The organism is Enterobacter sp. Res13-Sevr-PEC09-46 (assembly GCF_015672585.1).
GTDB lineage: Bacteria > Pseudomonadota > Gammaproteobacteria > Enterobacterales > Enterobacteriaceae > Enterobacter > Enterobacter hormaechei_C.
Window position 1 is genome coordinate 252,258 of the sequence record NZ_JADABR010000030.1, and the last position, 26,777, is coordinate 279,034.

General features: G+C 54.0%; 24 protein-coding genes and 1 pseudogene. 12 read left to right on the forward strand and 13 right to left on the reverse strand.

Annotated features, from left to right (window positions below):
* Positions 1–184: 184 nt before the first annotated feature.
* A complete protein-coding gene (gene sulA / locus IMQ56_RS19670) occupies positions 185–694 on the forward strand; it encodes an SOS-induced cell division inhibitor SulA (protein WP_026094322.1) in 510 nt (169 codons plus the stop codon).
* Between the two features lie 356 nt (positions 695–1,050).
* On the forward strand, positions 1,051–2,103 hold the full coding sequence (gene ompA / locus IMQ56_RS19675; protein WP_108376575.1) for a porin OmpA: 1,053 nt from the start codon (positions 1,051–1,053) through the stop codon (positions 2,101–2,103).
* A gap of 65 nt (positions 2,104–2,168) precedes the next feature.
* On the opposite strand, the gene matP is transcribed toward ompA, so the two are convergent.
* Positions 2,169–2,621: a macrodomain Ter protein MatP gene (matP, locus tag IMQ56_RS19680; RefSeq protein ID WP_006809347.1), complete on the reverse strand. Its 453-nt coding sequence runs from the start codon at positions 2,619–2,621 to the stop codon at positions 2,169–2,171.
* Positions 2,622–2,807: 186 nt separating this feature from the next.
* Here matP and IMQ56_RS19685 point away from each other — a divergent pair, with 186 nt between their 5' ends.
* Together IMQ56_RS19685 and fabA are read left to right on the forward strand one after the other, a co-directional pair.
* Entirely contained in the window at positions 2,808–4,574 is a 1,767-nt protein-coding gene (locus tag IMQ56_RS19685) for a Lon protease family protein (RefSeq protein WP_196063673.1), read from the forward strand.
* 68 nt (positions 4,575–4,642) lie between these two features.
* Positions 4,643–5,161: a bifunctional 3-hydroxydecanoyl-ACP dehydratase/trans-2-decenoyl-ACP isomerase gene (gene fabA, locus IMQ56_RS19690; protein WP_000227926.1), complete on the forward strand. Its 519-nt coding sequence runs from the start codon at positions 4,643–4,645 to the stop codon at positions 5,159–5,161.
* 71 nt (positions 5,162–5,232) lie between these two features.
* Here fabA and rmf read toward each other — a convergent pair whose 3' ends face one another.
* The 6 genes from rmf to rlmKL form a co-directional block, all read right to left on the reverse strand.
* Positions 5,233–5,400, reverse strand: a complete 168-nt coding sequence (gene rmf, locus IMQ56_RS19695; RefSeq protein WP_003858162.1) for a ribosome modulation factor — start codon at positions 5,398–5,400, stop codon at positions 5,233–5,235.
* A 254-nt stretch (positions 5,401–5,654) separates the two neighbouring features.
* Positions 5,655–6,221, reverse strand: a complete 567-nt coding sequence (gene pqiC / locus IMQ56_RS19700; RefSeq protein ID WP_017384809.1) for a membrane integrity-associated transporter subunit PqiC — start codon at positions 6,219–6,221, stop codon at positions 5,655–5,657.
* On the reverse strand, positions 6,218–7,858 hold the full coding sequence (gene pqiB, locus IMQ56_RS19705; protein ID WP_015570901.1) for an intermembrane transport protein PqiB: 1,641 nt from the start codon (positions 7,856–7,858) through the stop codon (positions 6,218–6,220). Before pqiB ends, pqiC begins: the two co-directional genes overlap by 4 nt.
* A 4-nt stretch (positions 7,859–7,862) precedes the next feature.
* Entirely contained in the window at positions 7,863–9,116 is a 1,254-nt protein-coding gene (gene pqiA / locus IMQ56_RS19710; RefSeq protein WP_196063674.1) for a membrane integrity-associated transporter subunit PqiA, read from the reverse strand.
* Positions 9,117–9,129: 13 nt separating this feature from the next.
* Entirely contained in the window at positions 9,130–11,037 is a 1,908-nt protein-coding gene (locus IMQ56_RS19715; protein WP_062938620.1) for an ABC transporter ATP-binding protein, read from the reverse strand.
* 12 nt (positions 11,038–11,049) lie between these two features.
* Positions 11,050–13,158 (reverse strand): bifunctional 23S rRNA (guanine(2069)-N(7))-methyltransferase RlmK/23S rRNA (guanine(2445)-N(2))-methyltransferase RlmL, encoded by a 2,109-nt coding sequence (gene rlmKL / locus IMQ56_RS19720; RefSeq protein WP_149604341.1) that lies wholly within the window; start codon positions 13,156–13,158, stop codon positions 11,050–11,052.
* Positions 13,159–13,256: 98 nt separating this feature from the next.
* Between rlmKL and IMQ56_RS19725 the strand changes: the two genes are divergently transcribed.
* A complete protein-coding gene (locus IMQ56_RS19725) occupies positions 13,257–14,366 on the forward strand; it encodes a YcbX family protein (protein WP_059294847.1) in 1,110 nt (369 codons plus the stop codon).
* On the opposite strand, the gene zapC is transcribed toward IMQ56_RS19725, so the two are convergent.
* A complete protein-coding gene (gene zapC / locus IMQ56_RS19730; protein ID WP_015570906.1) occupies positions 14,363–14,905 on the reverse strand; it encodes a cell division protein ZapC in 543 nt (180 codons plus the stop codon). The genes IMQ56_RS19725 and zapC overlap by 4 nt on opposite strands.
* A 166-nt stretch (positions 14,906–15,071) precedes the next feature.
* Positions 15,072–16,082: a quinone-dependent dihydroorotate dehydrogenase gene (gene pyrD / locus IMQ56_RS19735; RefSeq protein ID WP_023299739.1), complete on the reverse strand. Its 1,011-nt coding sequence runs from the start codon at positions 16,080–16,082 to the stop codon at positions 15,072–15,074.
* Positions 16,083–16,330: 248 nt separating this feature from the next.
* On the opposite strand from pyrD, the gene ssuE reads away from it, so the two are divergent.
* The 5 genes from ssuE to ssuB are packed head-to-tail and all read left to right on the forward strand — an operon-like array spanning position 16,331 to position 20,571.
* Positions 16,331–16,906 carry an NADPH-dependent FMN reductase gene (gene ssuE / locus IMQ56_RS19740; protein ID WP_196063675.1) on the forward strand — a complete coding sequence of 192 codons (576 nt, stop codon included), beginning with the start codon at positions 16,331–16,333 and terminating at the stop codon, positions 16,904–16,906.
* Positions 16,899–17,861 carry a sulfonate ABC transporter substrate-binding protein gene (locus IMQ56_RS19745; RefSeq protein ID WP_023303399.1) on the forward strand — a complete coding sequence of 321 codons (963 nt, stop codon included), beginning with the start codon at positions 16,899–16,901 and terminating at the stop codon, positions 17,859–17,861. Before ssuE ends, IMQ56_RS19745 begins: the two co-directional genes overlap by 8 nt.
* Positions 17,858–19,003, forward strand: a complete 1,146-nt coding sequence (ssuD, locus tag IMQ56_RS19750; protein WP_017384817.1) for an FMNH2-dependent alkanesulfonate monooxygenase — start codon at positions 17,858–17,860, stop codon at positions 19,001–19,003. The genes IMQ56_RS19745 and ssuD overlap by 4 nt, the downstream gene beginning before the upstream one ends.
* A gap of 9 nt (positions 19,004–19,012) precedes the next feature.
* Positions 19,013–19,804 carry an aliphatic sulfonate ABC transporter permease SsuC gene (gene ssuC, locus IMQ56_RS19755; RefSeq protein WP_003858185.1) on the forward strand — a complete coding sequence of 264 codons (792 nt, stop codon included), beginning with the start codon at positions 19,013–19,015 and terminating at the stop codon, positions 19,802–19,804.
* Positions 19,801–20,571, forward strand: a complete 771-nt coding sequence (ssuB, locus tag IMQ56_RS19760) for an aliphatic sulfonates ABC transporter ATP-binding protein (protein WP_015570909.1) — start codon at positions 19,801–19,803, stop codon at positions 20,569–20,571. Before ssuC ends, ssuB begins: the two co-directional genes overlap by 4 nt.
* Before the next feature lie 100 nt (positions 20,572–20,671).
* On the opposite strand, the gene pepN is transcribed toward ssuB, so the two are convergent.
* On the reverse strand, positions 20,672–23,284 hold the full coding sequence (pepN, locus tag IMQ56_RS19765; protein WP_196063676.1) for an aminopeptidase N: 2,613 nt from the start codon (positions 23,282–23,284) through the stop codon (positions 20,672–20,674).
* Between the two features lie 421 nt (positions 23,285–23,705).
* Here pepN and IMQ56_RS19770 point away from each other — a divergent pair, with 421 nt between their 5' ends.
* Positions 23,706–23,945, forward strand: coding sequence for a DinI family protein (locus IMQ56_RS19770; protein WP_196063677.1), 240 nt, complete (start codon positions 23,706–23,708; stop codon positions 23,943–23,945).
* 86 nt (positions 23,946–24,031) lie between these two features.
* Here IMQ56_RS19770 and IMQ56_RS19775 read toward each other — a convergent pair whose 3' ends face one another.
* Positions 24,032–24,457: a hypothetical protein gene (locus IMQ56_RS19775; protein ID WP_133058704.1), complete on the reverse strand. Its 426-nt coding sequence runs from the start codon at positions 24,455–24,457 to the stop codon at positions 24,032–24,034.
* 330 nt (positions 24,458–24,787) lie between these two features.
* Positions 24,788–25,262, reverse strand: a pseudogene (locus IMQ56_RS19780) (recombinase family protein).
* Positions 25,263–25,392: 130 nt separating this feature from the next.
* Here IMQ56_RS19780 and IMQ56_RS19785 point away from each other — a divergent pair.
* Entirely contained in the window at positions 25,393–26,148 is a 756-nt protein-coding gene (locus IMQ56_RS19785) for a hypothetical protein (RefSeq protein WP_230326207.1), read from the forward strand.
* Here the strand turns inward: IMQ56_RS19785 and IMQ56_RS19790 are convergent.
* Positions 26,114–26,777 (reverse strand): pyocin knob domain-containing S74 family peptidase (locus IMQ56_RS19790; protein WP_196065241.1); only part of this gene is annotated, 664 nt, incomplete at its 5' end. The genes IMQ56_RS19785 and IMQ56_RS19790 overlap by 35 nt on opposite strands.

A 26,777-nucleotide genomic window follows, 5' to 3' on the forward strand; every position in this document is an offset into this window, starting at 1 on the left:
ATATTTCTTACTAACGGATCCGTTAGCAGGAAAATAGGCAACTTCTTGCCGTTGGGCAAGATGATTTTTTCAGGTTCACCAGGAATGGATGAAATTTGCGAGTCGCTTTCCGAAAATGAGGTTGATCTTTATGCACACAGGGGTTACTGTATATCCATACAGTAACTACAGGGCTGGAATGAATATGTACACTTCAGGCTATGCAAATCACTTAACACCTTCCACTTCTGCCGCAGGCAATGCTGCGCAGAATTCTATCGGGCGTGTATCGACAGGGCTTATCAGTGAAGTGGTTTACCGTGAAGACCAGCCGCTGTTAACACAACTCTTACTCCTGCCGCTTTTGCAGCAGCTCGGGCAACAGTCTCGCTGGCAGCTCTGGCTGACGCCACAGCAAAAATTAAGTCGTGAATGGGTTCAGTCGGCTGGCCTGCCGTTAGCGAAGGTGATGCAGATTAATCAACTCTCCCCTTGCGATACGGTCGAGTCGATGGTCCGGGCATTACGTACCGGGAACTATAGCGTCGTGATTGGTTGGTTGCCTGAGGATCTGTCGCAAGAGGAACATTTGCGTCTGACTGAAGCGGCTGAAGAAGGTAACGCGATGGGTTTCATCATGCGGCCGGTTCGTGGAGATTCCTATCGCAGAGGACAACATCCCGGGCTAAAAATTCACTCAAATGTGTACCATTGAGTGATTTTAAGAGTTTTCCTGGAATTTTTTTCGACCGCAGTATGCAAAAAAAGTTCAACGCGCCAAAACTGCGGCAAGGCTTGTCTGACGCGGTTCTCGTTAATTTTACTGCACAAAATTCGTTCAAAAATTGTTAAATATTAGGTATACGGAACTTTTTTTTTCATATGCCTGACGGACTTCACACTTGTAAGTTTTCAGCTACGTTGTAGACTTTACATCGCCAGGGGTGCTCGGCCTAAGCCGAAGATATCGGTAGGTTTATATTTGACCACGCCCCCCGGTGAAGGATTTAACCGTGATTCCTCCGATGGAGATATTCATGGCAAATTTTGGATGATAACGAGGCGCAAAAAATGAAAAAGACAGCTATCGCGATTGCAGTGGCACTGGCTGGCTTCGCTACCGTAGCGCAGGCCGCTCCGAAAGATAATACCTGGTATGCAGGTGGTAAACTGGGTTGGTCTCAGTTCCATGACACCGGTTGGTACGACAGCGCAAACAACAATGATGGCCCAACTCATGAGAGCCAGCTTGGTGCAGGTGCGTTCGGTGGCTATCAGGTTAACCCGTATGTTGGCTTTGAAATGGGTTACGACTGGTTAGGTCGTATGCCTTACAAAGGCGACAACGTAAATGGCGCTTTCAAAGCTCAAGGCGTACAGCTGACCGCTAAACTGGGTTACCCAGTAACTGACGACCTGGACGTGTACACCCGTCTGGGCGGCATGGTATGGCGTGCAGACTCCAGCAACAGCCGTGCTGGTGACGACCACGACACTGGTGTTTCCCCAGTATTCGCTGGTGGCGTTGAGTGGGCAATGACCCGTGACATCGCTACCCGTCTGGAATACCAGTGGGTTAACAACATCGGTGACGGTGCTACCGTTGGCGTTCGTCCAGACAACGGCATGCTGAGCGTTGGTGTTTCTTACCGTTTCGGTCAGCAGGAAGATGCGCCAGTCGTAGCTCCAGCTCCGGCTCCAGCTCCAGAAGTACAGACCAAGCACTTCACTCTGAAGTCTGACGTTCTGTTCAACTTCAACAAAGCTACCCTGAAACCAGAAGGTCAGCAGGCACTGGATCAGCTGTACACCCAGCTGAGCAACCTGGATCCTAAAGACGGTTCTGTAGTGGTTCTGGGCTTCACCGACCGTATCGGTTCTGACGCTTACAACCAGGGTCTGTCTGAGAAACGTGCTCAGTCTGTAGTTGATTACCTGGTATCTAAAGGTATCCCAGCTAACAAGATCTCCCCACGTGGTATGGGCGAATCTAACCCAGTTACCGGTTCTACCTGTGACAACGTGAAACCACGCGCTGCACTGATCGACTGCCTGGCACCAGATCGTCGCGTAGAGATCGAAGTTAAAGGTATCAAAGACGTTGTAACTCAGCCTGCGGCATAAGTTATCGTATTATAAAAAAACCCCGCGATGCGGGGTTTTTTATTATCTGAAGAAAAGTAAAAAGCTTATTTTTTACCTAACAGTGCCTGTAGATCGTTCTTCAGCGTCGACATCTGGCTGGCATACTTCTCTTTGTGCTCGGCATCTTCAATCAGCTGCACCACCGTTTCCGACAGGGTTTTCCCGCGCCGCTGCGCAAGCCCGGCCAGACGCTGCCAGACCATGAACTCCAGGTCGATGGATTTCTTACGGGTGTGCTGATGCTCGGCATTGAAATGCCGTTTACGACGAGCACGGATAGTTTGCTTCATCCGGTTTAACAAGGCCGGATTAATGTGTTTCTCAATCCAGCCGTTGACCTGTACCGGTTCGTTTTCGAGGGTCAGCAACATATCCACAGCTTCTTGTGCCGCGCTGGCTTCGATGTAGCAGGTGATCAGCTCCCCTTCACGGTGCTTTTTGACCAGGTACTTCCATTTCCAGCCGCTTTCGAGGTTTTCCAGTTGTTGATATTTCATTGCGATCTCAGTGTTACCGTGTAACTCTGTTCAGAATATCAGTTTTTTGGCAATCTGCTGAAAAGAAATCATATCCTGTGAAACGCCGCAGGCGATCCGCATGACGAAAACCCGAATCCTGATTGGGCAGAGTGCGCCGCTTACGGTATACTCCACGGTTTTACTTCTGACTAAAAAACATCAACTTTGACCATTACGAAACTTGCATGGCGTGACCTGGTTCCGGATACCGAGAGCTATCAGGAGCTGTTTGCACAGCCAGACCTCACAAAAGAACACGAATTCATACTTAGCGATACACAACCGCGTTTGCATTACGCGCTGGAGCAGATGTCATCCCCATGGGCTACATCTCCTTTCATGCTGCTCAAAGCCCCGGAAGAAGCCGAGTATCTGACGCTTCTCGGTGATGCCATGCGCCAGTTGCATCCAAAAACGAATGCCGTTTTTGGTGGTCAGTATCATATTGCCGGACGTGACGTGACCTTCGAACCTGCCACGCAGGCAGACGGACAATTCGCTGCAAAAGGCGAAGTGATCACCGCCAACTGGGTGGAAGCAGAACAGCTGTTCGGCTGCCTTCGTCAGTTCAATGGCGATGTGTCACTGCAACCCGGTCTGGTACACCGCGCGAACGGCGGCGTGTTGCTCATCTCCCTTCGCACCCTGCTTGCACAGCCTCTCCTGTGGATGCGCCTGAAAACGGTGGTGACGCAGCAACGTTTTGACTGGGTAGGCTACGACGATTCACGTCCGCTGCCTGTTTCCATTCCGTCTATGCCGCTGTCGCTGACCGTCGTGCTGACGGGTGACCGTGAATCTCTGGCTGATTTCCAGGAAATGGAGCCAGAACTCGCGGAGCAGGCGGTTTACAGCGAATTTGAAGACAATATTCAGATCGCCGATGCCGATGCCGATGACATGGCGCAGTGGTGTCAGTGGGTTATGGCCGTGGCGGAACGTTTCGCGCTGCCCTCGCCTGCCGAGGATGCGTGGCCGGGCTTAATCCGCGAGGCCGTACGCTACACTGGCGATCAGGAAACCCTGCCGCTCTGCCCGCTCTGGATCGGTAAACAGCTGCGTGAAGTGGGCGTTATCAGCGGCAACGGTCCGTTTACCGGCGAGCAGCTTAGCCAGATGCTGGCCCAGCGTGAATGGCGTGAAGGTTATCTTGCTGACCGTATGCAGGATGAAATTCTGCTGGAACAGATTCTGGTGGAGACCGAAGGCGAACGTATCGGGCAAATCAACGCCTTGTCCGTCATCGAGTTCCCCGGACACCCACGCGCCTTTGGCGAGCCTTCCCGTATCAGCTGTGTCGTGCACATTGGCGACGGCGAATTTACCGATATCGAACGCAAGGCCGAACTGGGTGGAAACATTCATGCCAAAGGCATGATGATCATGCAGGCATTCCTGATGTCTGAACTTCAGCTGGAGCAGCAGATCCCCTTCTCTGCCTCGTTGACCTTTGAACAGTCCTACAGTGAAGTCGACGGCGATAGCGCCTCGATGGCGGAGCTGTGCGCCGTGATCAGCGCGCTTGCAGACGTACCGATTAATCAGAATATTGCGATTACCGGTTCCGTGGATCAGTTTGGTCGTGCCCAACCGGTGGGTGGACTGAATGAGAAAATCGAAGGCTTCTTCGCTATCTGCCAGCAGCGCGGTTTAAACGGCAAACAGGGCGTGATTATTCCGGCACCTAACGCTCGCCATTTGAGCCTGAGCCAGGCGATTCTGGATGCGGTAGAGCAGGAACAATTCGCCGTCTGGGCCATCGAAGGGGTTGAGGATGCTCTACCCTTACTGACAAACCTGGTCTGGGACGGCGAAGGCCAGACAACCCTGATGCAGACCATTCAGGAACGTATAGCTCAGGCGACACAGCAGGATGCTCGTCATCGTTATCCGTGGCCGTTACGCTGGTTAAGTTGGTTTAGTGCTAACTGATCGGACTTGTTCAGCGTACACGTGTTAGCTATCCTGCGTCCTTCACTAAAATAAGGCTTACTGAGAACATGGTAGATAAACGCGAATCCTATACTAAAGAAGACCTTCTTGCCTCTGGTCGCGGTGAACTGTTTGGTGCGAAAGGCCCGCAGTTACCGGCCCCAAATATGCTGATGATGGACCGTGTCGTGAAAATGACCGAAACCGGCGGCAACTTTGATAAGGGTTACGTAGAAGCAGAACTCGATATCAACCCGGACCTGTGGTTCTTCGGTTGCCACTTTATTGGCGATCCGGTAATGCCTGGCTGCCTGGGCCTCGATGCCATGTGGCAGCTGGTTGGCTTCTATCTGGGCTGGCTTGGCGGTGAAGGTAAAGGCCGTGCGCTGGGCGTAGGCGAAGTGAAATTCACCGGTCAGGTTCTGCCTACCGCGAAGAAAGTCACCTACCGTATCCATTTCAAACGCATCGTTAACCGCCGCCTGATTATGGGCCTGGCGGACGGTGAAGTGCTGGTAGATGGTCGTCTTATCTATACTGCGAACGACCTGAAAGTGGGTCTGTTCCAGGATACCTCCGCTTTCTGATAACGGCATTTAGCCCCTTCCAGAAAGGCGAAACCTCCGCATTGCGGAGGTTTCTTTTTAAAGAGACGGTATCAAGCAAGTACTGCCCTGTCTCCGATGGCTTCTCGCCAGCCCCCTAGCCATTGGGACCTTTGATTCAGGGCCTGATAGGGACACATTTCTTTTGAACGTCCGGCGATGCCAGCCTGATAACCACGTTGATGAGCCCTTTCCAGGCGATCTCGTTTCTGTCTCTTCATGCCTCGTTTCCCTCATTCTTTTGTCTGGTGGAAAGAAAACAGTGATTGCAATATGTGCAAGCACAGTTAACGAATACCCCGAATCGGCGTCAGCGTCAACGTTCAAAATTCATACGGGTGTCATATTTGTGAGCTACATGGAAGATCGTTTGTACAAAAAATGTGACGCGGGACAAGTAACAAACTGAACATAAAACGAAAAAAAAGCCGCAATCAGCAAGAAGCTGAGTGCGGCTTTCGTCGATGAATTTTACTTATGGCAGCCGGGAAATCTCTCTTGCGATAGCAGCCGACTCCTGTGCCCACCCCTGCGCAAGCACTTTCACCATTTCGTCATAGCCATCTTTCTGCTGCTTCAGTTCCAGATGGAAAGGACGCTTAATCAGCTGGCCCTGATGATTCAAGAGCCACTCCCCGCTGATAACAACCGCACCATCATAGCGGCCATGGAATCCCGTCACGTTAACATTCAGGGTATCCTGATCGCTTCCCAGAGGCTGCGAGGCGACTACCCAACCAGGGAGCTGGCTGCTCAGATTCGCCACCAGCGTATTGCGTAGCTGCTGATCCAGCGGGCTGGCCCACAGGTTATTGTTGGCGATAACGTACTGCACATCGCTGGTCTGGTAGACCACCCCGTTGCCCGCCAGATAATCTGGCACGGCAACCTGTTCAACCCACAGCAGACGGCTGCCCTGCGAGGTGCTACTCTGCGCACCGGATTGCGCGCTTAACGGCAACTGGTAGTAGCTTTTGTTATCGCTTCCAGAGCTACAGGCCGTTAATACCAGTGCGCCTGCGATGATTAGCCATTTTTTCATTGTTTCGCCCTCTTAGGCTCAGGATCCTTTTTGTCTTTCGCTTCAAACACCAGCGCGTTGCTCTTTTCATTGAGCGTTTTCAGAACGGGCTGTAGCTCGCGTAAAACCTGATCAAGACGTTGCATATCCGCCACCATCTTGTTGTAAGCCGCTGAGCCCGGCTGGAAGCCCTGCATACTGCGATTCAGTTCGCGCAACGTTTTCTGCATATCCTGCGGCAGCTGCTGCATGGACTGGTTGGCGGTGATCTTGTTGATATTATCCAGCGTGGTTTGCAGACGTTGCATCGTCGCCTGGCTCTGATGCAGTGATCCCGTCGCGGCCTCAAGCATTGGATTCAGCGGCAGATTGTTGATCTTATCCAGCGTTTCCATCAGGCGCTGTTGGATCTGCGCCAGGCCACTGCTGACCGTAGGAATAATTTTGTAGCCGCCAAATTCACGGATCCCCGTCATTGGTGGCGCTTTTGGATAGAAGTCCATATCGACATATAACGCCCCTGTGACCAGGTTGCCAGTTTTCAGCGAGCCACGCAGACCGCGATTCATCAGATCGCTGATATGCTCCCCAATATCCTGGTCCTCGCCTATCTGGTTAATCAAACGCTCAGGCTCAATGCGGATCAGCACCGGAATACGATAATCATCATCAAGCATCTGCTTGAGTCCCGGAACAAAGTAAGGCACTTGTCCCACGGTCCCCAGACGGATACCGCGGAACTCAACTGGCGCCCCAGGCTGCAAGCCGCGTACAGAGTCCTTAAAGAACATCAGGTAGTCGATGTGATCGGTATAGAGCGCATCCTGAATGCTTTTTTGATCGTCAAACAGCCTGAAGGCGGTTTTCTCCGCCACCGGTTGTCCCAGATCGATACCTTCCGGCACATCAAAACTGACGCCCCCACCAAACAGCGTGGTGAGTGAACCCATCTCAACGCGCATCCCCGCAGAGGTGAGATCTACCGCGATCCCGCTGTCTTTCCAGAAGCGAACGTTGCTGGTCACCAGGCGGTCATTAGGCGCATTGATAAAAAGCTGATAGCTGATGGTCCGTTTTTGCGGATCGAAGGTGCTTGTTTCAACCGAACCGACGCGATATCCACGGAACAGCACCGGATCGCCCGGCGAGAGCTGGCCCGCTTTTTTGCTGTCCAGAATAACGCGGATCCCTTTTGCATCCGGTGGCGCAAGCGGCGGTGAATCCAGCAGCTGATAGTTTGCTGGCTGGGCGCCTTTGTTGCCGGGCTGGAGTTCGATGTAGGCCCCTGACAATAGCGTCCCTAAGCCGCTGATCCCTTCTCTTCCGACCTGCGGTTTCACGACCCAAAAAACAGAATCTTCATGGAGCAGTTTTTCCATGCCGGCATTCAGGCGGGCCTTGATTTCAACATGGGTTAAATCATCCGTCAGGGTCGCGCTTTCCACGACACCCACATCCACGCTGCGGCTCTTGATGGTGGTTTTTCCGCCCTCAATCCCCTCTGCATTGGTGGTAATTAGCGTGACTTCCGGTCCCTGATGGCTGTAATGATAAAACAGGATCCATGCACCGATCAGCGCGGTCACGATGGGGAAAATCCACACCGGCGACCAGTTTCTGACCTTCTGCACTTTAGCCTCTCCACTCTTATTTTCCATGCTCTTACTCTTCCTCATGGCTTGAATCGGGCTCACGATCCCACGATAAACGAGGGTCGAAGGTCATGGCCGCAAACATGGTCATAATGACGACCAACGCAAACATCAGCGCCCCCATAGCGGGATAAATACTCATCAGCCCCCCCATACGCACCAGCGCTGAGAGAACCGCAATCACGAACACGTCAATCATCGACCAGCGGCCAACAAATTCCACGACCTCATAAATCAGATGCATACGCTCGCTGTCTCGCTTACCGTGCCCTTTTGCATCCCAGCAAAGCCAGGCAATGGCAATCATCTTTAAGGTCGGAACCATAATACTGGCGAGGAATATGACGCCTGCTACAGGGTAAGACCCCTCGCTCCACAGCAAAATCACCCCGGCCAGTATGGTCGAGGGCATTCTGTCGCCGAGCAGATCGGTGATCATGATCGGCAAGATATTGGCGGGCAGATAGAGCATGACAGAGGTCACCAGCAGCGCCATGGTCCATTGCAGGCTATTTTTACGCCGGACGTGACCTTTTGTTTCACAGCGCGGACACACCTCGACATCCGCGGGCAGCACGGCGGTGCAGCACGAGCAGGAGCGAAGCCCCTGACGGATACCCGGTACGCCCACCTTTACCGTCTGCGAAAGCGTCGGCGCCGGGGCAATATCGTCCCAGGCCCAGCGTCGGTCCACGCACTGGAACGCGCGCAGTTGTAGCACGCAGTACAGACACCACGGAATAAAGCTGCTGCCAATCCCCACATCGCCGTAGGCCATCAGCTTCACGAAGCTGACCAGGATACCCGCGAGAAAAATTTCCGCCATCCCCCAGCTTTTCAACTGGAACAGGATCCGCGCGAGTTTGATTTTAAGGACAGTGGGCATCCTGACGCGGTTGACCAGCAGCAGAATGACGACCAGGCAAAAAGCCGGGACGATCTGCACGAAAAGAAGAAAGAAGGTGGCAAGGCTGGCGTAATCTTCCGAGAACATCACGCCTGGTATTTCCAGTAAATCCACCTGGCTGGTCATCCCGCCCACTTTCATATAGATGAAAGGGAAGAGATTGGAGAGCAGTAACATGAATAAGGCTGCCAGCGCATAAGCCGTAGGACGCTGCCTTGGCGCGTCCCACTCGGTCGTCAGCGTAGCGCCGCAGCGCGGGCAGGCAGCCTTATGTCCGTGACCAAGCTCTGGCAACGCCACGAGCATATCGCATTGCGAGCATAATATATGCCGATCGGCATGGTGCTGGTCACACATAGATTATCCCTGTTTATGCGCCGTTTTTCAGAGACTCAAGGTACTCCCAGCGCTCAAATGCCTCTTCCAGCGCCTGTTCAGCCTGGGAGAGTTCAGCCAATACTTTCTGAGTATAGTCGTGAGGCTGCGTAAAGAATGACGCATCAGCGACCTGGATTTGCAGTGCTTCCAGTGCAGCTTCCAGCTCTTCCAGACGCTGCGGCAGCCCTTCCAGCTCGCGCTGCAAGTTATAACTCATTTTAGCAGGAGACTTTTTGACAGTTTCTGCCTTTGCAACAACAGGTTCAGCGACATTTTTGGTCTTCGCCTGTTTTTGCGCCAGCGACTGCGATTGCTGTCCACGCGCGTCATGATAGCCGCCCACATATTGCCCGATGCGTCCTTTGCCTTCGAAGATCCAGCACTCGGTCACGGTGTTATCGACAAACTGACGATCGTGGCTGACCAGCATCACGGTTCCCTGATAACCATCAATCAACTCTTCCAGCAGTTCCAGCGTTTCGACATCCAGATCGTTAGTCGGTTCATCGAGAATCAATAAGTTACTGGGTTTCAGGAACAGACGCGCCAGCAAAAGACGGTTACGTTCTCCCCCGGACAGCGCGCGCACCGGCGTCATAGCGCGTTTCGGGTGGAACAGGAAGTCCTGAAGGTAGCCCAGCACGTGACGCGGCTTGCCATTAACCATGACCTCCTGTTTACCCTCGGCGAGGTTATCCATCACCGTACGGTCTGGATCCAGCTCGGCGCGGTGCTGGTCGAAGTACGCCACTTCCAGTTTGGTACCGCAGTGGATACGACCGCTGTCGGCCTGGAGCTGACCGAGCATCAGTTTCAGCAGTGTGGTTTTACCGCACCCGTTCGGGCCGATCAGCGCAATTTTGTCGCCGCGCTGAACCTGAGCGGAGAAATCGTTCACCAGCACTTTGCCGTCAACCGAATAATTCACGTTCTCCATTTCGAAGACAATCTTGCCCGAGCGGGACGCCTCTCCCACCTGCATTTTGGCGCTACCCATGACTTCGCGGCGTTCGCTACGTTCGCGGCGCATCGCCTTCAGGGCGCGAACGCGGCCTTCGTTACGGGTACGACGCGCTTTAATGCCCTGACGGATCCATACCTCTTCCTGGGCCAGCTTGCGGTCGAACTCGGCATTTTGCAGCTCTTCCACGCGCAGGTTTTCTTCTTTCTCCAGCAGATAGGTATCGTAATCGCCCGGATAGGTCACCAGCTTGCCGCGATCGAGATCGACAATGCGCGTGGCCATGTTGCGGATGAACGAACGGTCGTGGGAGATGAAGATAATGGTACCGTTAAAGGTTTTCAGGAACCCTTCCAGCCAGTCAATCGCTTCGATATCCAGGTGGTTCGTCGGTTCGTCCAGCAGCAGCACCCTGGGCCCGCTCACCAGGGCACGGCCCAGCGCCGCTTTACGCAGCCAGCCGCCGGAGAGCGCCGACAGCTCCATATCCGCTTCCAGGCCAAGCTGGGCCAGCACTTCGTTAATGCGGTTTTCCAGCTGCCACAGGCCGTGGTGATCGAGCATCTCCTGCACTTTTGCCAGCTCGTTGAGATTCTTGTCGCTCGGGTCCGTCATCACCAGATGCGAAATCTCGTGGTAACGCTTGAGGTATTCCGCCTGCTCTGAAATCCCTTCGGCCACAAAATCGTACACGCTGCCGGTGACGTTACGCGGCGGATCCTGTTGCAGACGAGAGACGATCAGATCCTGCTCGTAAACAATACGGCCGTCATCCAGCCCCTGCTCACGGTTGAGGATTTTCATCAGCGTCGATTTACCTGCGCCGTTACGGCCCACCAGACAGACGCGCTCGTTATCTTCGATATGCAGCTCTGCATTATCGAGAAGCGGTGAGTCGCTGAAAGAGAGCCACGCGCCGTGCATACTAATTAAAGACATTTATTTTTCCTTTCAGACCGCGGAGATCAGCCAGCAGTTGTGGATTTGACGGTTACGGGCAAAGTCCTGAGACAGCGTTTTTTGGCTGATTTCTTGTGCTTTCAGTCCCAGTTCGGCCAGGCCGTCGTGATCCATGCGGAATCCGCGCTTGTTATTCGAGAACATAATGGTGCCGCCTTTACGCAGCAGACGCTTCAGGTCGGTCATCAGGCGCAGGTGATCGCGTTGAACATCAAAGCTATCCTCCATACGCTTGGAGTTAGAGAAGGTCGGCGGATCGATAAAGATCAGGTCAAACTGCTCGTCGGTATCGCGCAGCCAGCCCAGCACGTCGGCCTGTAACAGGCGATGCTGACGGCCGGTTAAGCCGTTAAGACGCAGGTTGCGCTCTGCCCACTCCAGATAAGTCCGGGACATATCTACCGTGGTGGTGCTACGCGCGCCGCCAAGCCCCGCATGAACGCTGGCGCTGCCGGTATAGGAGAACAGGTTCAGGAAGTCTTTCCCCTTGCTCATCTGGCCCAGCATGCGGCGGGCGATGCGGTGATCGAGGAACAGACCGGTATCAAGGTAGTCGGTAAGGTTAACCCACAGGCGCGCGTTATATTCGCCCACTTCGATGAAGTCACCCTTCTCGCCCATCTTCTGATACTGGTTTTTGCCTTTCTGACGCTCACGTGTTTTCAGCACCAGCTTGTTTGGCGAAATGCCGAGTACGGCGATGGTGGCCGCAATCACATCCAGCATACGCTGACGCGCTTTTTGCGCATCGATAGTTTTCGGCGGGGCGTATTCCTGAACCACCACCCAGTCCACATAGCGGTCAACCGCCACGTTGTACTCGGGCAGGTCAGCGTCGTACAGGCGATAACATTCGATGCCTTCTTGCTTCGCCCACTTCTCAAATTTCTTCAGGTTTTTGCGCAGGCGGTTGGCGTAATCTTCCGCCACGCCTGACGGTTTGCTATCCGCCGCTATCTCTGCCAGATGGTAGTTTTTCTGCACGCAGTCCAGCGGGCCGTTTTTCGCTTTGAACTGGCGATCGGCACGCAATTGCAGGCAGCTCAGCAGCTCCGGCGAGGCGCTAAACAGGGAGAGGTTCCAGCCGCCGAAATGCGCTTTCATGTTGCGACCGAGCAGGCTGTGCAGTGCAATCAGCGCCGGCTCGCTGTCCAGACGCTCACCATACGGCGGGTTGCTGATCACCGTACCGTACGGGCCTTTTGGCAGCGGATTGGTCAGGTTCGCCACGTCCTTCACCTCGAAGGTCACCAGCTCGCCGATACCGGCACGACGGGCGTTGCTGCGCGCGCGTTCAATCACCCGTGCATCGCTGTCCGAACCGTAAAAGTGAGAGGTGTACTCCGCCAGCCCTTTACGGGCGCGGGTCTGCGCATCGTCTTTGACCTCTTTCCAGATGGCTTCATCGTGCTGCGCCCAGCCTTTGAAGCCCCAGTGGCCGCGGTGCAGCCCTGGCGCACGGTCGGTGGCCAGCATCGCGGCTTCAATCAGCAGCGTACCGGAACCGCACATCGGATCGAGCAGCGGCGTACCTGGCTGCCATCCGGAGCGCATCACGATAGCGGCAGCCAGCGTTTCTTTGATCGGAGCCATCCCGGTGCGATCGCGATAGCCGCGCAGATGCAGGCCTGCTCCACTCAGATCCAGGGAAATACTGGCCGTATCGCCGTTCAGCCAGACGTTGATACGCAGATCCGGGTTTTCACGGTCAACGTTCGGACGTTCTTTATTGCGACGCGTGAAGCAGTCCACAATGGCATCCTTAACGCGCAGGGCACCATACTGGCTGTTGCGGATCTCATCGTTGACGCCGTTGAAATGCACCGCAAAGGTAGCGTCCGGGGTGAAGATCTCTGTCCAGTCGATCATCTGTACGCCGGTGTAGAGATCAAGATCGCTGTAGACCTTGCACTCTTTCATCGGCAGCATGATGCGCGACGCCAGACGGCTCCACATCAGGCTCTGGTAAATAAGCCGCGTGTCGCCCTCAAAATGGACACCACCCTGAACCACCCGGCACTCTTTCGCGCCCAGGGCTTCCAGTTCAGTTTTTAACAGCTCTTCCAGCCCACGGGCCGTACTGGCAAACAGAGAATTCATATCGTCACTTTTACTCATAGAAAATTGTCGCGCATTATAGCTAATATGGCGTGTATGTCATAAAGTTGAAGGCTTATTTTCTTTAGCGGGAGTGTGCAGTGGCGACGTTATCCAGGCTTTTTATTCATCCGGTGAAATCCATGCGCGGCATCGGCGTCTCTCACGCGCTGGCCGATATGAGCGGATTCGCCTTCGATCGTATTTTTATGGTCACCGAGCCTGACGGTACGTTTATCACCGCACGTCAGTTCCCGCAGATGGTTCGCTTTACCCCTTCCCCGCTTCATGACGGGCTGCATTTGACTGCGCCGGACGGTTCAAGCGTCGTGATCCGCTTTGCTGATTTTGCGCCGCTTGATGCGCCAACGGAAGTGTGGGGCAATCATTTTACCGCGCGTATCGCGCCGGATAACATTAACCAGTGGCTGAGCGGCTTTTTCTCCCGTGACGTTCAGCTGCGCTGGGTTGGGCCTGCGCTGACCCGTCGCGTGAAGCGCCACGATGCGGTTCCTCTCTCCTTCGCCGATGGTTTTCCCTTCCTGCTGACCAGCGAGGCCTCGCTGCGTGATTTACAAAACCGTTGCAAAGCCAGCGTGCGGATGGAGCAGTTTCGCCCGAATCTGGTGGTGACCGGAGCGGATGCCTGGGATGAAGATACCTGGAAAGTGATCCGCATCGGCAGCGTTATTTTTGATGTCGTGAAGCCGTGCAGCCGCTGTATTTTTACCACCGTCAGCCCGGAGAAAGGTCAGAAACACCCTTCCGGCGAACCGCTGAAAACCTTGCAGTCATTTCGTACCGCGCAGGATAACGGCGATGTCGACTTCGGCCAGAACCTGATCCCCCGCTCCAGCGGCGTGATCCGCGTGGGCGACGAGGTCGAAATCCTCACCCGCGGGCCTGCCAGGGTGTACGGCGCAGGTCAGGAAGAAGAGATGGTTGACGTTGTCACCAACGTCGCTTCCGCGGTGGATATTCACTGGGAAGGCAAGGTTATCCGTGGTAACAATCAGCAGGTGCTACTGGAACAGCTGGAACAGGCAGGTATCCGCGTACCGTATTCCTGTCGCGCGGGGATTTGCGGATGCTGTCGCATTAAACTGGTCGATGGTGAAGTAAGTGCGCTGAAGAAATCTGCGATTGGCAGTGACGGCACGATCCTGTGCTGTAGCTGTGTCCCGAAAACATCCGTACAGCTGGAAGCTTAAACTGCCTGTTCAAGGCTGAAGGAATCAACGCGCAGCTGTGGCTTCAGCCTGTCATTCATCACTTTGATGGCATCACCTAACTGCATAACTCGCCCGGCAATGGTCACGCCGGGTTGGGCCAGCAAACAGAGCGCAGCGTTTTCACCGGGTTCAACCACCAGCAAATTCACCTCTTCTTCGGTATCGCTCAGATTGACGCTCGCCGCATCGCCGATAGCCGGGGTCCAGCACATGCCGTGGGCGAGAAAATGCCAGCTTTTCGGCATTTGCGGTTTCAGGAAACGGATCGCCACCAGCGCATTTAGTACCAGTTCAGCGCGCTGTTCTTTGGAGAGATCGAACTCACGGCATTTTTCTTCAAAAGAGAAATAGAGTGCAGCGTCGTCAACGCAAAAGCCTGAGGGAGCAAACGCGTCTGGCGTTAACATTCGGCGCGCAAAACGAGAGCGAAACAACATGCCATTGGCTAAGTCGAGCATCATACGGTCATGCTCGTCACAAAAATACCAGCGCCAGTTATCGTCAGGTTTAATTCGCATGTTTCTCTCCCGTCCCCTAAACGTCCTGTACTAAAAATGTCCTGTTTGCCGCTTCGCTTATAACACTAGTAATAAAAGACTATAATGTTTAAATAAGCAACAATGACGGAATATAAAACAACCAGGGCTGGAAATAAAGCCCTGGTTGTCTGATTAAGAGAAAAGATTAGATATGCGTGACGATTTCTTTAATCAGCGGCGGCCCTTTAAAAATAAAGCCGGAATAAATTTGCACCAGCGATGCACCTGCCGCCATCTTCTCACGTGCAGCGATGACAGAGTCAATGCCACCCACGCCAATAATCGGCAGCTGACCTTTTAATTCTGCGGAGAGTGCGCGAATAATTTCGGTGCTTTTTAATTGTACCGGACGGCCACTTAATCCACCCGCTTCGTCACAGTTTTTCATTCCCTGAACGAGAGAGCGATCGAGTGTTGTATTGGTTGCAATCACACCATCAATATTATGGCGAACTAAACTGTCAGCAACCTGGATCAATTCTTCTGCCGAAAGATCCGGGGCGATCTTAACCGCGACCGGAACATATTTATGGTGGATCGCCTGTAGCGCCGTTTGTTTATTTTTAATGGCGCCAAGAAGATCGTCGAGCGCTTCGCCATATTGTAATGAACGCAGCCCTGGGGTGTTAGGCGAAGATATATTCACCGCAATATAACCGGCATAGGCATAGACTTTTTCCATACAAATCAGATAGTCATCTTTACCCTGCTCGACCGGCGTGTCTTTATTTTTGCCAATATTAATACCCAGCACGCCATCAAAATGGGCTTTCTTAACGTTCTCAACCAGATGATCGACGCCAAGGTTATTAAAGCCCATGCGGTTGATCAGCCCCTCGGCTTCAACCAGGCGAAACAGACGTGGCTTGTCATTTCCCGGCTGCGGACGCGGCGTCACCGTCCCGATTTCGATCGAGCCAAAGCCCATCGCACCGAGTGCATCAATGCATTCGCCATTTTTGTCCAGACCGGCCGCCAGGCCCAGTGGATTTTTGAAAGTCAGGCCCATGCACTGAACTGGTTTTTCCGGCACGTTTTGACGCACCAGCGCGGCCAGAGGCGTTCCTGTAATACGGCGTAACTGCTGAAATGTAAATTCATGAGCGCGCTCAGGATCGAGCTGGAAAAGGGCTTTACGAACGAAGGGGTAGTACATGAACTCTCCTGGATTCCCGGTGTGCAAACCGGGAGGGGATTATGTGCGATTCCGCCCGGAAAGGGAATTGACCTGTGGCAAAAAAGCCACGTAAAACGCAATCGTTTACTTATCGGTTCGCTTCTTATGCATTTTTCTGCATTCATCCTGAGGATAAATCATTTAGTGGAATAACCACGCAATGTCACACTCCTGAAAATTGTTATGAATGTTAGATAAAAGCAAACAATTAGTTATAAGGAGCAACCATGCGCGTCATTACCCTGGCCGGAAGCCCCCGCTTCCCCTCTCGCTCCAGCGCACTGCTGGAATACGCTCGCGAAAAGCTTAATGCTCTGGATGTCGAAGTGTGTCACTGGAATTTGCACAATTTCGCGCCTGAAGATCTGCTCTACGCCCGTTTCGACAGCCCGGCGCTGAAAACCCTGATCGAACAACTTAAGAGTGCTGACGGGCTGGTCGTCGCGACACCGATTTATAAAGCCTCTTTTTCCGGCGCACTGAAAACGCTGCTCGATCTGCTGCCCGAACGCGCGCTGGACGGTAAGGTCGTCCTGCCGCTGGCCACAGGCGGTACGGTAGCCCATTTACTGGCGGTGGGTTATGCCCTCAAGCCGGTTCTGAACGCGCTGAAAGCGCAGGAGATCCTGCATGGCGTCTTCGCTGACGACTCACAGGTAATCGACTACCAGCATAAACCCCATTTCACGCCGAATCTGCAAACGCGCCTCGACAGTGCGCTCGACACCTTCTGGCACGCCCTGAACCGTCGGGATCGCCACGCGGCAGCATTTCATCAATCACAAGGAGTGGCGCATGTTTAAAACAGTTACCCGTATCGGGCTGGCAGGTCTGCTGGCAGTGGCGTCGCTGGCTCAGGCGGCGGAGAAAGCGCCGGAGAGCCTGCGTATCGGTTATCAGAAAGGCAGCGTCAGCATGGTGCTGGCGAAAAGCCATGCGTTGCTTGAGAAGCGTTTCCCGGAGACCAAATTCTCATGGGTCGAGTTCCCTGCCGGACCACAGATGCTGGAGGCGCTGAACGTCGGGAGTATTGATTTAGGCAGCACCGGCGATATCCCGCCAATCTTTGCGCAGGCTGCCGGGGCGGATCTGGTTTACGTTGGCGTTGAGCCCGCCAAGCCGAAGGCAGAGGTTATTTTGGTGCCGGAAAACAGCGAGATCAAAAGCGTCGCCGACCTCAAAGGCCATAAGGTTGCTTTCCAGAAAGGTTCAAGCTCGCACAACCTTCTGCTGCGCGCGTTGCAGGAGGCCGGCCTAAAATTCACCGATATCCAGCCCGTTTACCTGACGCCTGCCGATGCGCGCGCGGCGTTTCAGCAAAAAAATGTTGATGCCTGGGCTATCTGGGATCCGTACTACTCCGCCGCACTGTTGCAGGGCGGTGTGCGGGTGCTGAAAGACGGCACCACCCTGAAGCAGACCGGTTCGTTCTACCTGGCGGCACGTCCTTACGCTGAGAAAAATGGCGCATTTATTCAGCAGGTGCTGGATACCTTCTCTCAGGCCGATGCGCTGACCCAAAGCCAGCGTCAGCAGAGCATCACGCTGCTGGCAAAAACCATGGGCCTGCCTGAACCGGTGATCGCCACTTATCTTGACCACCGTCCTCCCACCACCATAGCACCGGTTGACGCCCACGTTGCCGCTCTCCAGCAGCAAACGGCAGACCTCTTTTATCAAAACCGCCTGGTTCCAAAGCAGGTGAATATTCGCGAACGCATCTGGCAACCCGCTGGCATTGAAGGAAAAAAATCATGAGTCTGAATCTTTTCTGGTTTTTACCCACCCACGGTGATGGACACTATCTTGGCACAGAAGAAGGCGCCCGCCCGGTCGATCACGGCTATCTACAGCAGATCGCCCAGGCGGCAGACCGCATCGGTTTTACCGGGGTACTGATCCCGACGGGCCGCTCGTGTGAGGATGCGTGGCTGGTTGCCGCGTCAATGATCCCCGTCACCCAGCGCCTGAAATTCCTGGTAGCCTTGCGCCCGAGCGTGGTGTCGCCAACCGTCGCGGCGCGTCAGGCGGCAACGCTGGACAGGCTTTCCAACGGCCGTGCGCTGTTCAACCTGGTGACGGGCAGCGATCCGCAGGAGCTGGCGGGCGATGGCGTCTTCCTCGATCATACCGAGCGCTATGAAGCCTCCGCAGAGTTCACCCGCGTCTGGCGACGTCTGCTGGAAGGGGAAACCGTCACCTTCGAAGGGAAACATATCCACGTTCGCGATGCACAGCTCTACTTCCCGCCGGTACAGCAGCCGCGCCCTCCCCTCTATTTCGGCGGATCGTCGGACGTGGCGCAGGAGCTGGCGGCTGAGCAGGTCGATCTCTATCTGACCTGGGGCGAGCCACCGGAGCTGGTGAAAGAGAAAATTGCTCAGGTACGCGCTAAAGCCGCAGAACATGGCCGTACGGTACGCTTTGGTATTCGCCTGCACGTGATCGTACGTGAAACCAACGACGAGGCCTGGCAAGCCGCCGACCGTCTGATCGCTCATCTGGACGACGACACTATCGCTAAAGCACAGGCGGCGTTTGCCAAAACCGACTCCGTGGGCCAGCATCGGATGGCTTCCCTGCACAACGGCAAGCGTGAAAATCTTGAGATCAGCCCGAACCTGTGGGCCGGGGTAGGTCTGGTGCGCGGCGGTGCCGGCACGGCACTGGTCGGCGACGGTCCAACCGTAGCGGCACGCATTAATGAATACGCGGCGCTGGGGATCGACAGCTTTATCCTGTCTGGCTACCCACATCTGGAGGAGGCGTACAAGGTGGGTGAACTGCTGTTCCCGCATCTGGATGTCGCTATCCCGGAAATTCCGCAGCCACGTCAGCTTCAGTTGCAGGGCGAAGCCGTGGCGAACGCGTTTATCCCGAGAAAAGTCGCGCAAAGCTAAGGAGCCACCATGTCTGCAACCGCACAAAAATGGCTGCTGCGCGCCGCGCCGTGGTTTCTGCCCGTCGGCATTGTCCTCGTCTGGCAACTGGCGTCTTCAACTGGCTGGCTGTCGAGCCGCATTTTGCCCTCTCCGGAGGGCGTTGTGGAAGCGTTCTGGTCGCTAAGCGCCAGCGGTGAGCTGTGGCAACATCTTGCCATCAGCTCCTGGCGCGCGGTAATTGGCTTTTCGATTGGCGGAAGCATCGGCCTGACGCTGGGGCTGATCAGCGGCCTGTCACGCTGGGGTGAGCGGCTGCTGGATACCTCCGTTCAGATGCTGCGCAACGTGCCGCATCTGGCGCTTATTCCGCTGGTTATCCTGTGGTTTGGCATTGATGAGAGCGCCAAAATTTTCCTCGTGGCGCTGGGAACGTTATTCCCGATTTATATCAATACCTGGCATGGGATCCGTAATATCGATCGCGGTCTGGTGGAGATGGCCCGCAGCTATGGCCTGTCAGGTTTTGCCCTGTTTACCCATGTGATCCTGCCGGGCGCCCTGCCCTCCATTATGGTTGGGGTGCGTTTTGCGCTCGGCCTGATGTGGCTAACCCTGATCGTGGCGGAAACCATTTCGGCTAACTCCGGCATTGGTTATCTGGCGATGAACGCCCGCGAGTTCCTGCAAACGGACGTGGTGGTGGTTGCCATTATCCTTTATGCCCTGCTCGGCAAACTTGCGGACGTCAGCGCCCAGTGGCTGGAACGTAGCTGGCTGCGCTGGAACCCGGCCTACACCGCTCAGGAGGCGAAAGCATGAATACTGCACGACTGAACCAGGGAACACCGTTACTGCTGAACGGCGTGACCAAACGCTACGGCGACAACACCATTCTGAATGCACTGGATCTGCATATTCCTGCCGGACAGTTTGTGGCCGTTGTCGGCCGCAGCGGTGGCGGCAAGAGTACCCTGCTGCGTCTTTTAGCCGGGCTGGAAGCGCCAAACAGCGGTGACATTCTGGCAGGCACTACGCCGCTGGCCACGATTCAGGATGATACGCGCATGATGTTTCAGGACGCGCGTCTGCTGCCGTGGAAAACGGTGATGGATAACGTCGGGCTGGGCCTGAAGGGCAGCTGGCGGGAGGACGCCCGGCAGGCACTCGCTGCGGTAGGGCTGGAGAATCGCGCGGGAGAGTGGCCTGCGGCCCTGTCGGGTGGACAAAAGCAGCGCGTAGCGCTGGCTCGCGCGCTGATTCACCGTCCCGGCCTGTTGCTGCTTGATGAACCGCTCGGCGCGCTTGATGCCCTGACGCGGATCGAGATGCAGGATCTGATTGAAACCCTCTGGCAGACGCACGGCTTTACGGTACTGCTGGTGACGCATGATGTCAGTGAAGCCGTGGCAATGGCAGACAGGGTGCTGTTAATAGAAGAGGGCAAAATTGGTCTGGATCTGACGGTAGATATTCCACGTCCTCGCCGCGTGGGATCGGCCAGACTGGCGGAGCTGGAAGCCGAAGTACTGGATCGGGTGATGAAACGTGGGGAAGCGGAGATTCAGCGGATAAAGGCTAATGCCTGATGCCCTCACCCCGGCCCTCTCCCACAGGGAGAGGGAGAAAACCGATGCCCCGCGACCCCACGTAGGCCCGGTAAGCGTAGCGCCACCGGGCTTTTTTACATCAGGCCAGCGCCTTAGCAATCTTCTCGTACAGATCGCCAGACAGATTTTCCAGCCCTTTCAGCTGCTCAAGCGCGGCGCGCATTTTCGCCTGACGCTGCGCATCGTAACGTTTCAGGCGGATCAGCGGCTCAATCAGACGAGACGCCACCTGCGGGTTACGGCTGTTCAGCTCGGTCAGCATTTCAACCATGAACTGATAACCGCTGCCGTCTTCGGCATGGAACGCGGCCGGGTTGCTGCTGGCGAAGGCACCAATCAGAGAGCGGACGCGGTTCGGGTTGCTCATGGTGAACGAACGGTGCTTCAGCAGGCTGCGTACTTTGCTGAGTACATCGGCTGCCGGGCTGGTGGCCTGAAGGATGAACCACTTGTCCATCACCAGACCATCCTGATACCACTTGTCGTCGTACTCCTGCATCAGCGCATCGCGGCACGGCAGCTCGGCGGCAACGCTTGCGGCCAGCGCGGCCAGGGCATCCGTCATGTTATCGGCTTCGTGGTACTGCTTGCTGACCAGCGTGTTCGCCAGCTCTGCCTCACCAAACGCCAGATAGCGCAGGCAGGTATTGCGCAGGGAACGTTTACCGATACCCGCATGTTCCACCCGATACGCGTCCAGCTTGTTGGCGTTGTAAATGGCGAGGAACTCATCTGCCAGTTCGGTCGCCAGCGTGCGGGTCAGCGCTTCACGCACGGCGACGATGGCAATCGGGTCGATGATGTCAAACAGCTCGGCGATTTCAGTCGCAGAAGGCAGCGTTAAAATTTCAGCCGCCAGCGCCGGGTCAATGTTCTCATCCAGCAGGATGGCACGGAACGCGTCTGCCACATGAACCGGCAGCGTCAGCGGCTGGCCCTGCTGGTAACGGTTGACGTTCAGCTTGATGTAAGTCGCTAGCAGGCTTTGTGCCGCATCCCAGCGCGAGAAATCGTTGCGCGCGTGACGCATCAGGAACGTCAGCTGCTGATCGCTCCACTTATATTCGAGTTTCACCGGCGCGGAGAATTCGCACAGCAGGGCAGGAACGGGCTGGAAATAGACGTTATCGAAGATAAAGGTCTGCTCTGCCTGGGTCACGTTCAGCACGTTATGCACCGGGTGGCCGCCCTTCTGTAACGGGATCACGTTGCCTTCGTTGTCGTATAGCTCAACGCTGAACGGAATGTGCAGCGGATGTTTCTCTTCCTGCTCGGCCGTTGGCGGCGTGCGCTGGCTGATGGTCAGCGTGTACTGCTCGGTTTCCGGGTTGTAGTCGTCTTTGACCGTCACAATCGGCGTACCGGCCTGGCTGTACCAGCGGCGGAAATGAGACAGATCGACGTTAGAGGCGTCCTCCATCGCCTGGACGAAATCGTCGCAGGTGGCCGCACTGCCGTCGTGGCGTTCGAAGTAGAGCTGCATCCCTTTCTGGAAATTCTCTTCGCCCAGCAGGGTGTGGATCATACGGATAATTTCAGCGCCTTTTTCATACACCGTCAGGGTGTAGAAGTTATTCATCTCAATGACTTTATCCGGGCGGATCGGATGGGCCATTGGGCTGGCATCTTCTGCAAATTGCAGACCACGCATGGTGCGCACGTTGTTGATGCGGTTCACCGCCCGCGATCCCAGATCGGAGCTGAACTCCTGATCGCGGAAGACGGTTAATCCCTCTTTCAGGCTCAGTTGGAACCAGTCGCGACAGGTGACGCGGTTCCCGGTCCAGTTATGGAAATATTCGTGGCCGATAACGCGTTCGATATCGAGGTAATCTTTATCCGTGGCGGTATCGGTACGCGCCAGCACGTATTTAGAGTTAAAGATGTTAAGACCTTTATTCTCCATCGCGCCCATGTTGAAGAAATCGACCGCAACGATCATATAGATGTCGAGGTCATATTCGAGGCCAAAGCGCGTTTCATCCCACTTCATGGAGTTGATGAGGGAGGTCATTGCCCACGGTGCGCGGTCAAGGTTGCCACGGTCCACGAACAGCTCCAGCGCGACTTCACGGCCAGAGCGCGTTTTAAAGGTGTCGCGCAGGACATCGAAATCTCCCGCCACCAGCGCAAACAGATAGCAGGGTTTCGGGAACGGATCCTGCCACTGTACCCAGTGACGGCCATTCTCCAGTTCCCCTTCACCAATCCGGTTGCCGTTGGAAAGCAGGTACGGGTACAGCGTTTTGTCGGCAATAATTTTGGTGGTAAAGCGCGCCAGGACGTCCGGGCGATCCAGATACCAGGTAATGTGGCGGAAACCTTCGGCTTCACACTGGGTACACAGGGCTACGCCTGACTGGTAAAGTCCTTCCAGCGCGGTATTGGCGGCAGGGCTAATTTCATTCACGATGCGCAGGGTAAAGCGTTCCGGCAGGTTGTCGATGACCAGCTGGTTGCCTTCTTCTTTATAGTCTGACCAGGCTTCATCGTTAATATGCAGGGAAACCAGCGTCAGGTCTTCACCATCCAGACGCAGCGGCACGGCTGTCGCGCTCTGGCGCGTCACCTGGCTTACCGCCGTCACCACGGTTTTTGTGGCATCCAGGTCGAAAGTCAGATCGATATCGCTTATCAGGTATTCCGGCGCACGATAGTCGTGGCGGTATTTAGCTTGTGGCTGTTGTGTCATAGAAAACCTTATGCATCGTTTGTCGAGTAACGATTCAATATATTCCTGTTGTGTAAAACGCGCTATGCAGAATGTTCATCTTTTCAGGCACAACGCCCTTTTTAGCTACATTTGTATAATATGAACTCATAATTTTTAAAATCGATAAAGATCGTCCAGGAGCGCATTAAACAAGGGATGAGCGACATCGAGGCAAAGCATTATTAACGAACTTTAACGAACTTCACAGACCACTTTTGCCCCATCCATGCCCCATGGCTGAATTATGTCAACACCAGACACCATCAGCGTTCTAGGCGAGTTGGCTTAAAATTCACTTCAACGAACGCCCCAAAACACGACTACTTGCATCTGGCATCTTGACAGACAAACCTACCGCGCTTTTAATACTGTATATACAAACAGTATCAAGGGTGTATTTATGTTCGTTGAATTGGTATATGACAAACGTAATGTTGATGGGCTCCAAGGGGCCAGAGAGATCATCCTGGCTGAACTAACGAAGCGGGTGCACCAGATTTTTCCTGATGCCGAAGTGAAGGTAAAGCCGATGCAGGCGAACGCCTTAAACAGCAACGCCAGCAAAAGCGATCGGGAAAAGCTGAACCGCATGCTGGAGGAAATGTTTGAAGACGCAAATATGTGGCTGGTGAATGATTAGCAAAGCCCGTGTTCGCTTCGTGCATACCTTCAACTACGCAGACATGCACCACTACCCATCGTACTTTTCCGATATTGAACGGCACTTCATCTTAGTGGCGTTAAATAATAAGCACTTTTACTACTCACTGTTTTTGCGGTCACTCCAATAGATGCCCTTTTCAGTGCCGCATTAAATGCAACTAACGTTACCGGGCTTGGAGTTGTCTTGGTACGATGTGAATGGCTCTGAAACAAAAACACATCTTCAGGATACTTCTCCCTGCGGGAGTGGAGAATTCTTTTAACTCCTGGCTTAAGAGCAATGCATCTTTCCCTCAGTCCTTTTGTGGCTGAAAGAACAAGAATATCATGGCTCACATCATCAAACTTTGCCCCAAGAAGCTGTCCGGGCTTAGCCTGACTCAGATACAACATTGCCCAGAGATCTGACCATGTATCAGAAATATTCTCAAGATTCCGCTTGATAGCAATAAATTCAACTACGGTAAGCCCCCACACATCTCTCATCATTCCTTTCAGTAGATCCTCTTGTTACATGAAGCTTATGTACAAACAGAATCTTCATGGTTGTAACATTCAATATTCGAATTACCGAACAGTGCCCAGCAACCGTAGCTCATTTTTACATATGGCTGTCCGAAACATCAAACATCCTGCTCTCATACTAAGAATTTTTTGTTCTGAACGTTTGCAGTTCCGTATTGTCTAAATGAAAAGTTCATAAAAAAGGTTCAACATGGCAACGTTTATAATCGCAAGTACCGTAGTTGTTGCTCTTGGCTTGATAGTATTGAGCCTGATCAAAATTGGCATAAGCACATCGAATAACCCGGATGAATTTTAATGTGTTGAAGTTCGTGTAACGTCTTTATTTACTGGGAATTTTTTATATAGAGTACAAACGGCCACATCGTAAATGATCGCCACCTGCTTCCGATCCACTCCGTTTGCGCTCCACTATCAACTCCCTCTCCATTTCAGCCAGAGCTGACATGATATGAAAGATGAAGCGGCCCATCGGGCTTGATGTATCAATGCTGTCCGTGAGGCTCTTGAAGTGGATGCCACGCTGACGTAGTTCATCCACCAGCAGCACCAAATTACGCATGCTACGACCAAGACGATCCAGCTTCCAGACCACAAGCGTATCGCCCTCATTCAGCGTTCTCAGAAGCTTTTTAAGCGCTGGTCGGTTTGCCACAGTACCGCTCATTTTTTCTTCGAAAATCTGTTCACATCCTGCGCGTTCGAGTGCTTGCTGCTGAAGATCCGTATTTTGGTCATTTGTTGACACCCTTACATAGCCAATTTGCATATTTTCCACCCAGTTATTTCTGCAAAAAAATCAGGTGAAGTTATCGGCCAGGCCGCTCAAGAGCAATCTATAAAACGTCGGTTTGGGAAGTAGCGCCACTAAGGACGTAGGAACTACGACCGGAAACGTCATGCAGGTGGGGGCGTTTGGATTAGGTGGAGATACCCTGACTGTCAGTGATACCTCTCTCCTTGCAACATTCCAGACCCTCACCGCCAGAGGTAATTCTTTTGCGAGAACAGATACCCCTCTCTATGTAATTCCTTCTTATTCTCCTGCAGTATTTATCAAGACCCGCGATACATATGCGTTGCTATGTATCAATTATCGGAATGGAACTCTGTCTACAGTCACTACCACTCAGAGCGACATGGCGAATCAGCTATTTCAGACTAATACAATTTACGGTACGGCAAATACGACTAAGGCTAGTGACGGCACCTTAAAAGCAGCGTCACCAGTTGCCCGTATCGTAGCGAGCAAGGAGGCCTGCCAGCGCGCCGATATAGCAGAGGATGGTTTTGTATGGTGCGGATGCGGCACAGCGAACGCTGAGGCCGAGGGCATAACCCTTTCCCGCCGCGACGTAGGTTTTTACGTTCTCACCGGTTCGGCAGGTCTGGCGTCTGAGGGGTGGCAGTTACTGCCGCCGATGGACCCTGGCGGCATGGGAGGGCTGGGTGTAGTTGAGGCAGAGCAAACCGACAATGGCGAGCTGACAATCCGCCTGTTTAAGCGCAAATACATGCTGAGCGATGACGGAGAGATCATCAAAACGAAAGGAGAACTGATGGATGTCCCCGCGAACAGCTGGATCGATGTTCGCCTGGATATGCCGTCAGACTCTCTGTTTAACCAGCGAATGAGCCAGGAACCGGAGGTATAGCGTCTTCCTCTAATGCGCTGACGCGGATAGCCAGGGCTTTAATGGCAGCCAGCGCATCGAGCAACATTGGCGTCTGATCGAGGTGCAGCAGGCCGCCAATTTCTTTGACGTATTCTGGATCGATCGTTTCAATTTGCTGTGATATCACCCCGCGCCGTTGGGTCTGTGTTTCATCATTCTTAAATGTGAAGTGCTTGAACTCCATCCGGCAGATATTCAGCAGCGCCTCTTCAGGGTCCAGGTCATCACCGATGTTCTTGGCAGTTGCATCTGAAACCGCGGATGTCGTTACTTCCTTCCATGCTCCCCATGTATTTGTATTCCAGCCGCGATAAAACATCCTGCCTGAATCGGTACCGATCGAGTGAGGATAAGATATCTGGCAAAGTGACCAGTCGCTGTTCACCTTGTTTATGCGCCCCAGGTTCGCTATGTAACCGTAGCCACCGGCTACAGGCGCATTAGTTGCAGTAGAAAAGTTAATCATCTGCGGGAACAAGCCTGGCTCATTCACGTTGTTGATGTTCTGGGTATTGTTAATCGTGTGGTCAGTTCTGAAGAACCGATATGTGTCTGCCGGTGCCCCCTGCGAACCGGTAGCCATATAGTCGGTGTCGTTCTTTACAGCG

Excerpts from the sequence above, each read along its gene's own strand:
- pyrD (WP_023299739.1), bottom strand. The coding sequence starts at position 16,082 with ATGTACTACCCCTTCGTTCGTAAAGCCCTTTTCCAGCTCGATCCTGAG.
- ssuE (WP_196063675.1), top strand. The coding sequence starts at position 16,331 with ATGCGCGTCATTACCCTGGCCGGAAGCCCCCGCTTCCCCTCTCGCTCC.
- fabA (WP_000227926.1), top strand. The coding sequence starts at position 4,643 with ATGGTAGATAAACGCGAATCCTATACTAAAGAAGACCTTCTTGCCTCT.
- pqiC (WP_017384809.1), bottom strand. The coding sequence starts at position 6,221 with ATGAAAAAATGGCTAATCATCGCAGGCGCACTGGTATTAACGGCCTGT.
- pqiB (WP_015570901.1), bottom strand. The coding sequence starts at position 7,858 with ATGGAAAATAAGAGTGGAGAGGCTAAAGTGCAGAAGGTCAGAAACTGG.
- ssuB (WP_015570909.1), top strand. The coding sequence starts at position 19,801 with ATGAATACTGCACGACTGAACCAGGGAACACCGTTACTGCTGAACGGC.
- zapC (WP_015570906.1), bottom strand. The coding sequence starts at position 14,905 with ATGCGAATTAAACCTGACGATAACTGGCGCTGGTATTTTTGTGACGAG.
- sulA (WP_026094322.1), top strand. The coding sequence starts at position 185 with ATGTACACTTCAGGCTATGCAAATCACTTAACACCTTCCACTTCTGCC.
- ssuC (WP_003858185.1), top strand. The coding sequence starts at position 19,013 with ATGTCTGCAACCGCACAAAAATGGCTGCTGCGCGCCGCGCCGTGGTTT.
- matP (WP_006809347.1), bottom strand. The coding sequence starts at position 2,621 with ATGAAATATCAACAACTGGAAAACCTCGAAAGCGGCTGGAAATGGAAG.
- IMQ56_RS19785 (WP_230326207.1), top strand. The coding sequence starts at position 25,393 with ATGCAGGTGGGGGCGTTTGGATTAGGTGGAGATACCCTGACTGTCAGT.
- pqiA (WP_196063674.1), bottom strand. The coding sequence starts at position 9,116 with ATGTGTGACCAGCACCATGCCGATCGGCATATATTATGCTCGCAATGC.
- IMQ56_RS19745 (WP_023303399.1), top strand. The coding sequence starts at position 16,899 with ATGTTTAAAACAGTTACCCGTATCGGGCTGGCAGGTCTGCTGGCAGTG.
- IMQ56_RS19775 (WP_133058704.1), bottom strand. The coding sequence starts at position 24,457 with ATGATGAGAGATGTGTGGGGGCTTACCGTAGTTGAATTTATTGCTATC.
- IMQ56_RS19715 (WP_062938620.1), bottom strand. The coding sequence starts at position 11,037 with ATGTCTTTAATTAGTATGCACGGCGCGTGGCTCTCTTTCAGCGACTCA.
- pepN (WP_196063676.1), bottom strand. The coding sequence starts at position 23,284 with ATGACACAACAGCCACAAGCTAAATACCGCCACGACTATCGTGCGCCG.
- rlmKL (WP_149604341.1), bottom strand. The coding sequence starts at position 13,158 with ATGAATTCTCTGTTTGCCAGTACGGCCCGTGGGCTGGAAGAGCTGTTA.
- ssuD (WP_017384817.1), top strand. The coding sequence starts at position 17,858 with ATGAGTCTGAATCTTTTCTGGTTTTTACCCACCCACGGTGATGGACAC.
- ompA (WP_108376575.1), top strand. The coding sequence starts at position 1,051 with ATGAAAAAGACAGCTATCGCGATTGCAGTGGCACTGGCTGGCTTCGCT.
- rmf (WP_003858162.1), bottom strand. The coding sequence starts at position 5,400 with ATGAAGAGACAGAAACGAGATCGCCTGGAAAGGGCTCATCAACGTGGT.
- IMQ56_RS19770 (WP_196063677.1), top strand. The coding sequence starts at position 23,706 with ATGTTCGTTGAATTGGTATATGACAAACGTAATGTTGATGGGCTCCAA.